Raw genomic sequence first — 12,396 nt, forward strand, 5'->3', positions numbered from 1 at the left:
GTTGTCTGCTGTAATAAGATACAAGTAAACAATCACAAATGGATTTGTCGAAATGACTATTGGTTCACTTAAACGAAATAAACGCTCCTTTCACTTTTTGCGGTAGGAGTTTTTTGTTTAATATCCTCATTTTCGGGATCAAGGTAAGCTATACTCGTTGGAATCGTGATAGGATGAGGAGAGTTTTTTTATAGTGGGAAGATTCTAGTCACAAAACAACTAGATATAACACCCACCTGTTGATTTCCTGTTTCTTCTCCAATTATGACTCCTTCCCCTACATCAGCGATTTTAAATGGATCAAATCCAAAACCAATTATTTCTATATTCATAACCTCGCCTTTCAAAGAATTTGCCAAATTTGTAGTCGGGTCCTCACAACATGAACAGTCCCCAGTACTTTTTTTAATAGGTTTTAAATTTAAGGAAATAGAAGGTACAGGTAAACAAATGAAATTAATTTTACTTATTGGGATAACCCCTTGATCAGTAAATACTATAAAATCTCTGACTTCTATAATAGATGGGTTTGATACACTACCAGTAACAGTGAAGATATCATCAATTGATTGATTCATATCCATTAATTCTTTTAAAACACACTGCATCGGGCAGACACAGCAGTCACAAATACTCTCATCAAAAACGCCCATAAAATCACGTCCTTATAAGTTTCTAATATTGTATGAGTTCAAATGATGTTTTGATTGGACGTGTGTACTGTACTATAAAAATGTGCTCTTGCGTATCCTCCTGTTCCTCGTATATCAGAACAAATATTCTGATTATACACTACCTCAGAAATGAAAAAAACCTGTTCAAAATACGAACATATGTGTGATAAGATGTAGATATCAGACACTAGTCTAATTAAGATCTAGTCATTGAAATCATCAAAGGAGACTTTAGAATGCCAGTATATAATAAGTTAGTTCGAGATCATATACCAAATATAATTAGCAACAATGAGAAGCAATTTCAAATAAGGGTATTGAATAAAAATGAATATTTTACAGAATTACGTTTGAAATTGAAAGAAGAATTAGATGAATATCTTAATACAAATACAAATGAACATGCAATAGAAGAATTAGCTGATATGTTAGAGGTTATATATACCTTAGCAAATGAGCATGGTGTTCCATTAGATGTGCTTGAGAACACAAGAAAAGAGAAAGTAAGAAAACGAGGAGGATTTAAAGAAAAAATATTTTTAATAGATGTACAAGATGACTAATTTTTTTGTAGAAGAAGAACTTACAGCACTCCTTTAAATACAGATGGATCACCACAACGTCAATAGGCGTATTTTTTATGTTTTAGGAGATCGTAAAATTTCTCTACGGATAACCTTATTATTTTAGCAGCTGCAATCTTTGTTTTAAGCTCAATTCCAAACAACTGAAGATTTGACTATCTACTTCTTATACGGAAACCTCACTATTTAATGTAGTGAGGTTTTAAACTATGTGTGCTTGCTCTAGGATACTCGTCCAAGCAAAAATAAGCTATTCTAGTGGATATTGTCATGGGATTAGCTGTATAAACCCCACTGGCTTAGATAGGCTGCAGCTGGTGGGGAATAAGATGGGGAAAGTTTACCTTTCAGTTGAGTGGTATTATGTCATTGGAGGTCCTATAGCGTCCAATAAACATGTAGAAGTTATGGTAAAAGGTGTTGGTGGTACGCCGCCTCCCATTATAATATCTTTCAATAAAACAATTCCTTCACCAACATCTACTACACATGCTGATAAAATACCCCCGCCTCCAGCAGAAGGTATAGATATTTGCTGTCCAATCTTAGATTGTAATAAATTCGTCATTGGATCTTCACAACATGCGCATTCTCCAACGACGTCCTTTCGAACGGGTTTTAATTTAAAATCCTCTGGGAGAGTTAGAAAACCGACAGCGATGATTTGACATATTGCGATCTCTATTTGCTCACTCGTCGTTGCAATGAAATCCTTAATTTCTGTTAGAGTAAAAGTTCCACCAGGCACAGTGGGGAGTACAGTACCCAATGTTGTGATGATAGCATTGATCTCTATTCCTGCATTTTCCAACTGTTCTAAAGCACATTGCATCGGACAAACGCAACAGTTACAGACTGACCTGTCGAAATGTCCCATAAGACTCACCTCCTTTTTTTATTTGATGAGTTATTGTATGAACCGAATGAATGTAACGATTGGTTATATGTCTGAGTATATAAAAAATCCGCATTTGTCAGTGTCATTTTGTTATCTGCTGTAATAAAATGAAAGTACAACAATCACAAATGGATTTGTCGAAGTGCCTATTGGTTCACCTAGACGAAAAATAAAAAGCTCCTTTCACTAAATTAGCGGAAGGAGCTTTTTGTTTGCTAGTATTACTATGTGGATGATATTTCAATTCTTGTAATTTGACAAGTTGATATAGCAATTGGATTACCAACATTTTGTCCACAGGCCGGATTTAAAATAACGATACCTTCTCCAACTTTAAGAATAGTTCCTTCAAGAGGGATTTGAAACACGTTTCCAGGTACTTGTGTTATAAATTCAATTGCAACATTTTGATTAACTAGTTTATTTAATTCATTAGTAGCTGGATTCTCACAACAGCTGCACGCTCCTTTTTTATCTTGTCGAACTGGTTTTAAAGTAGTACTAGTGCCTAATGTAGCACTTGAAACTGCTGTGACATTACATATTGAATAAATTCCAGCATCGGTGTCTGCTATGAAATTCTCAACAGAATTGATCGTAACATTAGCTTCTTGACTCACAGGAGTAGAAATTAGAACATCAGTTTGACCTACTAATTGTTTAATTACACATTGCATTGGACATACACAGCAATCACAGATCGTTCTGTCAAATTGTCCCATGATTTTACCTCCATTTTTATTATTTTAGTTGATGTATTGTATGAGTTAAAATGATGTTTTGACTGGACGTATGAAAGTAATAACAAAAATTGTGCTATTGCGTATATCCTCCTAACACCTCATCCCAAATATAGTAAGGACAAACATAAAAGTGATGAAATGAATCAACATGAAAATAAACTAATATCTGGATCATTCATGAGAAAGTGATGTTGACATTACAACCTATTAGGAGAAGGGATTAATATAGAAGCGGACACAGTGGTTCTGCTACAGGTGCTGCTAATATATTAGTCATCATACTCTTAGCTTCAAGAATAAGATATACTGCGACGGATACACCAGTAGGAAGATTCGACTAAGAAGAAGTAGCTGGTGGGGAAATAGCTTTAAGCAGGGGAGATTCTTATTATTGAACATGTGGATATATAGAACAAATTATTTAAATTTACAATTCCTTCACCTACATCAAAAACAGGTCCAGTTAGAGTAAAACCCAATGGTGTAAGTGGTGTAACTGCAATACTTTTCCCTTTAAGGGTATTTAACAAATTAGTTGTTGGGTCTTCACAACAAGCACATTCTCCATTATTTTTACGAATTGGTTTCAATTTAAGTTGTATAGTAGGTACTAGGCGTATAAATGTAATTTGACATATTGGAATTCTTCCTTCTGATGTAAATGCTATAAAGTCTGTAACCTCATCTATTGTAACGTTAGTTAAGATATTGGTAAAAGTACCTAAAGAAGATAATGTCTCCCCTACTACCTGTTCCAAAACACATTGCATCGGGCAGACACAGCAGTCACATCTTGACTTATCAAATACACCCATAAAATCACGTCCTTTGTTTATAATTTTAATAATATATGCATGTTAAAGTTGATATGATTGGACGTGTACCTATTAACAAAATTTGTGCTCTTGCATATCCTTTTTGAGGTGTTTATCTAAACCTATATTTATGTGCCTTAAAGGAATAGATTGTAATTAATAATCTGCTATGAAAAAACACTGTACAAATAAGTCTAAAGGAAGGGGGGGGATGGTAATAATTTAACTATACCTATTATTACTTTAAAACAATTGAAATTTGGAGGAGTTTATATGAAGTATACAGTAATAACCGGCGCTAGCTCAGGTATTGGCTATGAATCTGCACTAGCTTTTGCATCTAGAGAGAAAAACTTAATTATTGTAGCTCGCAGACAAGAAAAGTTAGAGGAATTAAAATCTGACATCAAGAAAATGAACCCAAATCTAGATGTAATCATTCGAGCTACTGACTTATCCATAAAAGAGAATGTTTACAAGTTGTATGAAAGTCTTAAAGAATTCAAAATTGAAACATGGATCAATAATGCAGGGTTTGGTGATTATGATTTAGTTGCTGATCAAAATTTAGAAAAAATAGAAAAAATGTTGCAATTGAATGTTGAGGCATTAACATTACTATCTTCTCTTTTTGTACGCGACTATTCACATGTAGATGGTTCACAATTAATTAATGTTTCATCTGTTGGAGGTTATACTGTCGTTTCAAATGCGATAACTTATAGTGCTACTAAATTTTATGTAAGTACATTTACAGAAGGGCTTGCACATGAATTAAATGAACAAAATGCAAAAATGAAGGCAAAAGTATTGGCTCCAGCTGCTACTGAAACTGAGTTTGCAAAACGTGCTAGAGATATTGAAGAATTTGAGTACAAAACTGCTATGCCTAAATATCATACAGCAAAAGAAATGGCAGGATTTATGCTTGATCTTTATGATAGTGATAAGGTTGTAGGAATTGTGAATGGATTAACTTTTGATTTTGAATTAAAAGACCCTATGTTTAATTATTATTCCGCTAATAATCGATAACCGCACAATTAACAGGAGTTAAAATAATTAGTTCCCACCTCTAGCATATCCAACAAAAGCAAAAAATGTAGAAATTAGAGAGCGACTTAATGAAGAGTCGCTTCTTTCTTTAAAAATCCTTTTTGATGATGAAGAAATGACTTCTTGTTCATTTTGATTTAAGTGATTTGAATCTCTTACAATCTACTACCATTTAGATGCTCTATCATACTATACTCAAATATAATATACATATATGTATATAAATGTATAAAATACATTAATTATGGAAGATAAATGGAATAAATCCATTTATATTGATAAATATGAGGATGAATAGTTTTTTTATTTATAGAGTTCATAGTGTATTATCTATTATGAATTACATAAAAATATGGAGGTTATTTTTATGAAAAAAACATTAGTTACATTACTTACAATGGCGCTTATGATGTCTGTATTTGTTACATCGGTATATGCAGCAATAGATAGACCGTTTAATACTTCCACAATTAAAGTTTACGAAAATTTAAGAGATGCGCCTTATGAGATTGGTTATTGTGAAGAAGATTGGTATGGTGATGTGTGGTGCGGAACCATTCAAAGGAAAAGTTGGGATTTGAGAGATGGACAATATTATGTAACATATTCGGGATTATTAAATGAACATTATATATGTATACATGGGGGACCATGGGTGAAATAAATAGGAGTTGTTGTGATCTATACAACTTTTAATTTTCCTGTCTTAATAAAATTTAATTATTAAAGATTAACAGAGAGGGCGCACATATGCGTCTTTTTTGTTGGGAAGTTGAAGCTAAATTTAAAGTGTTATTTCTTCTATGCTATTTATTTTACAAATGGAGAAAATGATTATTGATTCGAATAAAAGGAAATGTCAAAAAAATCTCGAGTCAAGGAGCAGTTAATGTTTCTTGTATTTTTGTACTTATGTCTAGGGATATTAATCCAAGCAAATGCATGAGATGTTACATAAAATAGGCTGAGGGAAAATAAACAGGGAGGGATTCTGATGGGGTTAAATAATGATCCCTTTGTCGTTGTTCAGGAGTTTGAATTAGATCCATATGGTTTTATCCATCCAGAGGTGATACGACTTCCTGATGATGGTACCTCTTTAGTTGTTCTTACCGTCGATGTATGTGTTAAACAACCACAGAAAACACAAATATTATTGGATTCTATGATTCAAATTGCTGTAGATGATTTTGGGTTCAATACGCTTTCAACTTTTGAAGTAACATATGATCTCCTACGCAATGGAGATGTGATTGCAACGATCAATGACGAAATCGATTATGCAGAACCGGATGATCTTTTAAAAAATACAAATCTCCCAAGATTTCCTATAGTGGATAATAACCCAAGTTTTGGAACCAACACGTATGAGCTAGCTTGTACAAATGTGATTGGTGGAGCAAGTATTGCTATCTTTGTAGGCTCTAGAAGTCTAAAAGCTTCTGTATTTACATTATAGATTACAGTTGAAAAATAAAATTTTATTTAAACTTTAACAAGAAGGGTGCTAATATGGCGCTTTTTTTGTTGTTGCCATACTATTTATCTTATTGGTAATCATTGCACTTTTGAACTCGCTGGAGTACTCTAAATAAGAATCGAAATAATGACTTAACATACTGATTTTCTTTTTTTATTAGTCTTAAGTATGGATCTAAATATGAAAATAAACCAGAAAACCATTATTCTTTTAAAATAGAAAAGCGAAGTTAAGCAAAATTATATAAGTAAAGAAGCAAGGAATTAGTTGATTCAACTAGGAGATGATTTTAATATGAATATTGTTTCAGTAGATTCTAGTAATAAGCATATATATCTTAATTTATGTCAAAGTTATGAAGGTGAATTCTCTGCTCTTACTGAAAAGTTACCTGATTCTGATGGAGTGTTTAAACTGGATACAACTTTAGGAGATAATATAGAAGGATTTTTACTTTATGAAAAAGAGATCCCAATTGGCTTAGCCGCAGTTAGAAAATCAATAGAAGATTTTTTTGAAGTGTGCGAATTTTATGTGATTCCTTCTTGTCGAAAAAAAGACCTTGGAAGAAAGTTTGCACATCATTTATTTTCTATTTTTAAGGGTAAATGGCAAGTTAAACAAATAGAGGGTGCAGAATATGCAACTACATTTTGGAGGAAGGTAATTGGAGAATTTTCTTCTTGGGAATTTGATGAAGATGTTTATGTAGATTCTTACTGGGGAAAAGTAACTAGACAACGATTTACTTCTCTTTAATTCTTTAACAAAATTTACATTTTTTCATTCTAGGGAATTTCTTTTCCTGAGCTTGATGGAGATGTTGTTCTACCCCTATATTGAAATATTCAGAGATGTTTTGCACCTGGTATTAAATTAGATTTTATGCTCCCCTAAAGGTAGACAGGTTTAAAAAAAATTCTGTTTTTCTTGAAGGGGAGTATTTTAAGGTTACTAGTTATCTACTTCTCCTCTTAGATGGATAGGACCGTGAACAGTATACAATACTGCATCTCCTTCAACATGCCAGTTTGTATTGAAGGGATGTGCCATTATAGTATTTTTGGGAACACATATAAACTTGTCTCCTGTTACAATCTTTACATCATCTCCTAAAGCTTGTATATAAGCGATTCTATCAATCTTACGTTCACTCATATTTTTCCTCCTTATTATAATTTTTTAATTACATATAAACTAATGGATGATGAAAATAAGCGTGTGATTTAGTAAATAATAATATTGTCCTTTGTGAATAAAGTACGTCATAATGTATGCGATTGTTGAAGTATTACTTACATCATCATTTATTACTTATTTCATCATATAAAATCATATAACATGTTGACACAGACAAATGCGGATTTTATAATCATTGAGTGTTGATAATGGTTATAATACCTACATCAACACCCACCAGCTGCTACAAAACAAACTGCTTCCAACAGATGCAGCAAGTTAAGACTCCCACAGCTTTGGCAGTCTATATATTCTATGTTCCATAACAAGTCATTAAATTAGTTTTGTAGTGGGACTAAAAAAAGTAAATATACATATTTGTATATTTACACTTAGAAATACGAGTATAACTATCTTTTAATGTGATTATTGGGGTTAAATTGGTTATATTGAAAAATTATGAAATTTAAAAAATATATTACTATGATAACAAGTAAATTAATATTACATTTTTTTAGGAGGATTTATGGCATGTTAAAAAAGTTAGTAATGGCAGAAGGAGTTTCTTATAGTCCCAGTTTAAACCAACGTGCGTATTACGATGTTCCTCTTATTGATTCAATTAATAGAGTTTATATTACATCTAAACCATTTGTTCGTTTACAATTATGGGACGGCAGTGAAAAAGTTCAAGAAATACTTACTACTGGAGAAAAATATTTTGATTTTAATTATAGGCGAAGATTTGATGGAGATTTTTTTATAAGAATTCAAAATTTAGCTTCGTGGCAAGTTGTGGATATAACAATTATTTATTGAATATTTTAACGTATACTCAGAGTACAAAAAAGTAGGAATGAGATAAGTTGTTCTGCACCGACTCCAGTGTTTTTTTGTAATGAAAAGAAGAAAACCTCAGCATTTGCCAAGGTTTTCTCCTGATGGGATATGATGGTCTTATTAATAGGTTAAATTCGGTGACTGCTAAAATTAACGATATTTCTTATAATTGCTATTAAATAAATCTGTTTCTTTTGGAGATAATGATTTCTTACTTTCTAACTTTTCAAATTCTTCGTATAAACGATGTCTAGTTTTCTCTTTAATGTTAGAAAATTTATAATCCCCATACCCAAATAAATCCATTGTCTCACTCCTACATGTTTTATTATTTTTCTATTTGATAATTAAACCATAGCGCAAAAATATTTTTTTTCTGTAAATAAAATGTAAAATTTTTGCACTTTAATAATGTATGAAGCAAAATTAAATTTGATTATACTTTTTTACCAATATTAGTTAAAATGTGTGAACGCCTTTATTAAATTTTGATTTAAAAATGATGATCTATTCAAAGCGATAAAAAAACTTCCTCCGTTATTGGAAGAAGTTTCATTATTTTTGTGCGTTCTGAAAAATTTTAGATTACAAGTAGGTCAGTTTCTTATTAACTAATGTCTCTAAACAACCCCACTACTTTACCTAATATACTGACTTCATTGAGTATAATCGGCTTCATGGTTGAATTTTCAGGCTGTAGTCTAAAGTGATTTGATTCTTTAAAAAATCTCTTGACAGTTGCTTCATTATCTTCAGTCATGGCTACTACAATTTCACCATTATTTGCGGATTGCTGTTGTCTTACGATGACGTAATCTCCATCGTGAATTCCAGCCTCAATCATGCTTTCTCCAACAATCTGAAGCATGAAAACATTGTAGTCCCCAACATAATGATTTGGAAGTGGAAAGTACTCCTCTATATTTTCTGTAGCAAGAATTGGAAGACCAGCTGTAACTTTTCCTATTAAAGGTACTTGTGCTATGGATGAGGTAGCGATAGTAGGAGTAGGACTTTCCTCATCTAATATTTCGATTGCACGTGGTTTTGTAGGGTCTCTACGAATAAACCCCTTTTTTTCTAATCTTTCCAGATGGCCATGTACTGTGGAACTTGATGCTAAACCTACTGCTTCTCCTATTTCACGAACGGATGGAGGGTAGCCTTTTTTTTGCACCTCTTCTTTAATAAATTCCAATATGGATTGTTGCCTGGTAGATAACTTGTTCAATCTAATTCCCTCCCCATTTATTTCACCTTACTAAACGATCTATGTATTATGCTGGTATTATAACACAGAACGTTATTTCGCACAAACATAAGTTCGAAAAAAGTATTGACACAAACAAATGTTCGTGATAATCTTTGTTTAGAACAAATGTTTGGGAGGTAGTTAATGTGCATTTAATTTATACGAGTAATGCCATAGATACAAAAAAAGCAGTGCAGTTAAGAGCTCAAAATAAATCAATTATATTAAGAAAAAAAGTATTTTTTATTTTAATAACAACTGTTATTGTAACAATTGGTTTGATGTTTGGAGCCATCTTGAATGTTTTTGCATCCGAGAATACGGAAACGGTTCAACAGCAAGAAGAACAATTCATACAAATTTATGTAAAACCTGGAGATACACTATGGAGTATTGCTAAGTGTTATGTACCTAGAGAGATGGACATCCGATATTTTATTTCTAAAATTAAAAATAAAAATCATCTAGAAAATAGTAATATTATTATAGGACAAGCTTTATTGATTCCTACTGGAGAATTATAGATGGCGTACTTGACATGAAGTATTGTGTCAATAATAGCTAGTATAGTAGATTATGATCTAAAAAGGAGTTCACTGTGGACAAAATATCATTATCAAAAGCAAAAGCACGCCATTTTCTGATTTCATATCAAGGGTTGAGACCTTCAAATCAATTTCTGGGCAAACAAGGAATCATCGATTTAATTCAACGAGTCGGTTGCATACAATTTGATCCACTGAATGTGGTGGGTTTTAACCAAGAATTAGTGTTGCAATCAAGAATTCGTAATTATAGTACTAGTATGCTTCATGAGTTGTTATACAAGGAAAGGGTATTATTAGATGGATGGGATAAAAACATGTCCATTTATCTTACGGAGGACTGGCCTTATTTTTCAAGATTCAGAGCTAAGAAGAGAGAACAATTAAAGAGGATAAATGAAGTGCAAGCAATTAGTCAGGATGTGTTAAGCCTAGTTAAAGAAAAGGGACCATTATCTTCGAAAGATTTATCATATAATCAAATTGTTGATTGGTCGTGGGCACCTACTCGATTATCAAGAGCTGCCTTAGAAAGTTTATATTTTGCAGGAGATTTAATTATTTATGATAAGGATAGAACACGTAAAATATACGATGTTACAGATCGAAATCTGCCGAAAAAACTGTTAATAAAGAAAGACCCGAATAAAACGTTTGAGCAATATGTAGACTGGTATGTACTAAGACGTATAGGAGCGATTGGTCTGTTGTGGGATAGATCAGGGGATGCATGGTTAGGGATTAGAGAAATTAAGAGCTCTGATCGTAAAAAGTCCATACAACGATTAATTGAAGCTGGGAAATTAATTGAAGTAACAATACAGGGAATATCCAATAAATTTTACATGAAAAAATCAGACGAAAGCTTTTTAACAAAACATGATGGTCAAAATCATGCTTCAATTATCGCGCCACTAGATAATCTGATATGGGATCGAAAGTTAATTAAGGAACTTTTTGATTTCGAATATATTTGGGAAGTCTATAAACCTATAGAGGAACGAAGATATGGTTATTATGTTCTGCCAATTTTACATAATGATCGCTTTATAGCAAGGTTTGAACCAGTTAAAGATAAAAAGAATAAAGTTTTAATGATTAAAAATTGGTGGTGGGAATCTGGGTTTAAGGTTTCAGAACAATTAAAGTCTGATTTAAAGACGTGTTTTGAGAGATTTATACGTTATTTGGGTGTAGAACAAATACTTGCAGATTCTAATTTAATTGAAGAAAAAAATTTAGGATGGTTAGTTGATGAAAAATAATTATACTTATAGAATATTCAAGTGTCTATGATGATTAAAAGATTATTTTTTACACCGCCCACACTTAGGGACGCTGTATAGGTGTAGGTTATTCTTAAATTTGATCAAAAATATGTCAAATAGCGTTGGTTTTACGTATTTAAAAGAATCTGTTTTTAAAAAGATTAAAACAGATTCATAATATATTATTCCAGAACAATTTTTATAAAGTTTGATCATTTTTTGCCTGTATGTTCAGCAATTGCGCCATATCGTAATATTAGTTCAGCCAGATTTTTCTGCTTGACATTTTGCTGAATACCAAATTACTTTAGTTTTAGTTTGGAAAAAGTGCTCTAAAGAATTCTGGTGAATTTAGTTTGGGTTGACTCTTAAATACTTCTCCATGCGGATATCATTCCACATTTTACCTTGCCAATAGGTGAAATTATTAACATGCCCAATTTCCTTGTAATCCAGTTTCTGATACAGTTTCAGTGCCTGTTCATTAAATTCAAATACTCCTAATTCAATACGTTTAAGACCTTTTTTCATAATTTGATCCTCTAAATATTTTATCGCCACATATCCAATTCCTTTACCACGGCCTTCGGGCTCACCAATCGTAATCCCTATCCAGGCAGTTCCTGGCTCTTTTTTGTACAGATGTCTCGGATCGACCATGTAGTTCATTTCGCCGATTAACTGATCATCCAGATATATTAGGTAGATCTGTTCATGTTCTAATCGTTGAAATAAGTTTTCTTTAGTAATTGTTTGCTGATATTCTAATTCTGACTTGATTTGGTTAGGACGAGTCAACGGGATTAAAGTAGGATCGTTTGCCCAGCGATTAAACACATCTACAAGGTTTTTATTAGGTTCAGTTAATTTGATGAAATGAGTATTCATGTTAGCATTCCTCCAATACTTAAAGTAGAAATCTGATTTTTTATTAAATTTTATAGTTTTAGGGTATTGTTGTCTGTATACTCAGAACTTCTTTTTCTTCTTCTTTAAAAGCCATTTTAACACTCTCACTTTCGATTAAACAACATTAACTTATTAACAATTTTCAACTATGCT

At 32.2% G+C, this 12,396-nt stretch carries 16 protein-coding genes; 8 read left to right on the forward strand and 8 right to left on the reverse strand.

The features are described 5' to 3' along the window. Window positions 1–188: 188 nt before the first annotated feature. Window positions 189–653, reverse strand: coding sequence for a hypothetical protein (locus VQL36_RS08905; protein WP_349248967.1), 465 nt, complete (start codon window positions 651–653; stop codon window positions 189–191). A gap of 257 nt (window positions 654–910) precedes the next feature. Here VQL36_RS08905 and VQL36_RS08910 point away from each other — a divergent pair, with 257 nt between their 5' ends. Next, window positions 911–1,237, forward strand: a complete 327-nt coding sequence (locus tag VQL36_RS08910; RefSeq protein ID WP_349248968.1) for a nucleoside triphosphate pyrophosphohydrolase — start codon at window positions 911–913, stop codon at window positions 1,235–1,237. A 382-nt stretch (window positions 1,238–1,619) separates the two neighbouring features. On the opposite strand, the gene VQL36_RS08915 is transcribed toward VQL36_RS08910, so the two are convergent. The 3 genes from VQL36_RS08915 to VQL36_RS08925 all read right to left on the reverse strand — a co-directional run bounded on the left by VQL36_RS08915 (window position 1,620) and on the right by VQL36_RS08925 (window position 3,714). Beyond that, entirely contained in the window at window positions 1,620–2,135 is a 516-nt protein-coding gene (locus VQL36_RS08915; RefSeq protein ID WP_349248969.1) for a hypothetical protein, read from the reverse strand. Between the two features lie 245 nt (window positions 2,136–2,380). Next, window positions 2,381–2,878: a hypothetical protein gene (locus tag VQL36_RS08920; protein ID WP_349248970.1), complete on the reverse strand. Its 498-nt coding sequence runs from the start codon at window positions 2,876–2,878 to the stop codon at window positions 2,381–2,383. A gap of 389 nt (window positions 2,879–3,267) precedes the next feature. Beyond that, on the reverse strand, window positions 3,268–3,714 hold the full coding sequence (locus VQL36_RS08925; RefSeq protein WP_349248971.1) for a hypothetical protein: 447 nt from the start codon (window positions 3,712–3,714) through the stop codon (window positions 3,268–3,270). Window positions 3,715–3,987: 273 nt separating this feature from the next. On the opposite strand from VQL36_RS08925, the gene VQL36_RS08930 reads away from it, so the two are divergent. The 4 genes from VQL36_RS08930 to VQL36_RS08945 all read left to right on the forward strand — a co-directional run bounded on the left by VQL36_RS08930 (window position 3,988) and on the right by VQL36_RS08945 (window position 7,009). Then, window positions 3,988–4,749, forward strand: coding sequence for an SDR family NAD(P)-dependent oxidoreductase (locus VQL36_RS08930; protein WP_349248972.1), 762 nt, complete (start codon window positions 3,988–3,990; stop codon window positions 4,747–4,749). Window positions 4,750–5,137: 388 nt separating this feature from the next. Continuing rightward, complete coding sequence (locus VQL36_RS08935) at window positions 5,138–5,434, forward strand: hypothetical protein (protein ID WP_349248973.1); 297 nt, start codon at window positions 5,138–5,140, stop codon at window positions 5,432–5,434. Window positions 5,435–5,764: 330 nt separating this feature from the next. Continuing rightward, entirely contained in the window at window positions 5,765–6,229 is a 465-nt protein-coding gene (locus tag VQL36_RS08940) for a hypothetical protein (RefSeq protein WP_349248974.1), read from the forward strand. 315 nt (window positions 6,230–6,544) lie between these two features. After that, a complete protein-coding gene (locus VQL36_RS08945; protein ID WP_349248975.1) occupies window positions 6,545–7,009 on the forward strand; it encodes a hypothetical protein in 465 nt (154 codons plus the stop codon). A gap of 195 nt (window positions 7,010–7,204) precedes the next feature. Here the strand turns inward: VQL36_RS08945 and VQL36_RS08950 are convergent, their stop codons facing one another. Then, window positions 7,205–7,408 carry a hypothetical protein gene (locus tag VQL36_RS08950; protein ID WP_349248976.1) on the reverse strand — a complete coding sequence of 68 codons (204 nt, stop codon included), beginning with the start codon at window positions 7,406–7,408 and terminating at the stop codon, window positions 7,205–7,207. 552 nt (window positions 7,409–7,960) lie between these two features. Between VQL36_RS08950 and VQL36_RS08955 the strand changes: the two genes are divergently transcribed. Further along, window positions 7,961–8,248 carry a hypothetical protein gene (locus tag VQL36_RS08955; RefSeq protein ID WP_349248977.1) on the forward strand — a complete coding sequence of 96 codons (288 nt, stop codon included), beginning with the start codon at window positions 7,961–7,963 and terminating at the stop codon, window positions 8,246–8,248. A gap of 171 nt (window positions 8,249–8,419) precedes the next feature. Here the strand turns inward: VQL36_RS08955 and VQL36_RS08960 are convergent, their stop codons facing one another. Together VQL36_RS08960 and lexA are read right to left on the reverse strand one after the other, a co-directional pair. After that, entirely contained in the window at window positions 8,420–8,575 is a 156-nt protein-coding gene (locus tag VQL36_RS08960; RefSeq protein ID WP_349248978.1) for a hypothetical protein, read from the reverse strand. A gap of 301 nt (window positions 8,576–8,876) precedes the next feature. Further along, window positions 8,877–9,500, reverse strand: coding sequence for a transcriptional repressor LexA (gene lexA, locus VQL36_RS08965; protein WP_349248979.1), 624 nt, complete (start codon window positions 9,498–9,500; stop codon window positions 8,877–8,879). A 167-nt stretch (window positions 9,501–9,667) separates the two neighbouring features. On the opposite strand from lexA, the gene VQL36_RS08970 reads away from it, so the two are divergent. Both VQL36_RS08970 and VQL36_RS08975 read left to right on the forward strand, forming a co-directional pair. Further along, window positions 9,668–10,045: a LysM peptidoglycan-binding domain-containing protein gene (locus VQL36_RS08970; protein WP_349248980.1), complete on the forward strand. Its 378-nt coding sequence runs from the start codon at window positions 9,668–9,670 to the stop codon at window positions 10,043–10,045. Window positions 10,046–10,119: 74 nt separating this feature from the next. Further along, window positions 10,120–11,331 (forward strand): winged helix-turn-helix domain-containing protein, encoded by a 1,212-nt coding sequence (locus tag VQL36_RS08975; RefSeq protein ID WP_349248981.1) that lies wholly within the window; start codon window positions 10,120–10,122, stop codon window positions 11,329–11,331. A 354-nt stretch (window positions 11,332–11,685) separates the two neighbouring features. On the opposite strand, the gene VQL36_RS08980 is transcribed toward VQL36_RS08975, so the two are convergent. Further along, window positions 11,686–12,222 carry a GNAT family N-acetyltransferase gene (locus tag VQL36_RS08980; RefSeq protein ID WP_349248982.1) on the reverse strand — a complete coding sequence of 179 codons (537 nt, stop codon included), beginning with the start codon at window positions 12,220–12,222 and terminating at the stop codon, window positions 11,686–11,688. Between the last annotated feature and the right edge of the window lie 174 nt (window positions 12,223–12,396).

The organism is Chengkuizengella sp. SCS-71B (genome assembly GCF_040100845.1).
Classification (GTDB): Bacteria; Bacillota; Bacilli; order Paenibacillales; family KCTC-33759; genus Chengkuizengella.